The following is a 638-nucleotide window of genomic DNA, read 5'->3' as shown; positions in this document are numbered from 1 at the left end:
AACCGAACTCGAAGATGCCCGTGCCGATCTTCTGGTTGTAGGCCAGACCCTGACCACCGACGTTGGACCCGAGGGTGCCGACGTCCTTCAGACCGATCGCGAACTTGAAGCCCACGACCTTGTAGGTGGTGAGGATCTTCGCCGAGAAGGTCCGCTTGAAGAAGTCGAACTCGTTCCGCTTACCCGGCTTGGGGACCCGGTAGTACAGAGTCGTCCCGTCCTGGCTGACGTACGAGTCCTTGTTCCAGAACTTGTACTCGCTCGGCTTGATCGAATCGGTCTTGACGGACGTGAAGGGAGCCCAGGGGCCGTTGCCCGTCAGGTTCGCGCCCTTGTTGTAGTTCTGGAAGTCGGCGACGCTGATCGCCGTCTCCTTGCCGAACCGCGAGAGCTCCTTGACCTCTTCGACCTTCAGCTTCGACGCAACCGTGGTCTTGTCGGCCTGGAGCTTCTTCAGCGCCGCTTCGGCCTGCCACTTGGTGCGGTAGGTCTGCGACTCGTACTTGCCGGCGCTGGTGCCACCCTCGGTGGGCAGAACGCCGTTGTAGACCGTGACGAACGCGTAGTCGCGGTCGCCGTCCTCGTACACGCTGTAGTCGTAGTGCGTGTAAGCGGTCTTACCGACGTAGATGCCCCAG

General features: G+C 61.3%; 1 pseudogene. It reads right to left on the bottom strand.

The features are described 5' to 3' along the window. Positions 1–638 (bottom strand): annotated as a pseudogene (locus tag FLV34_RS39590) (hypothetical protein); the annotation flags it as partial.

This window comes from Microbispora sp. CSR-4, from assembly GCF_008033685.1.
Classification (GTDB): Bacteria; Actinomycetota; Actinomycetes; order Streptosporangiales; family Streptosporangiaceae; genus Microbispora.
The sequence above is the reverse complement of the archived record's forward strand: the minus strand, read 5'-3'. Positions and strand labels throughout refer to the sequence as shown.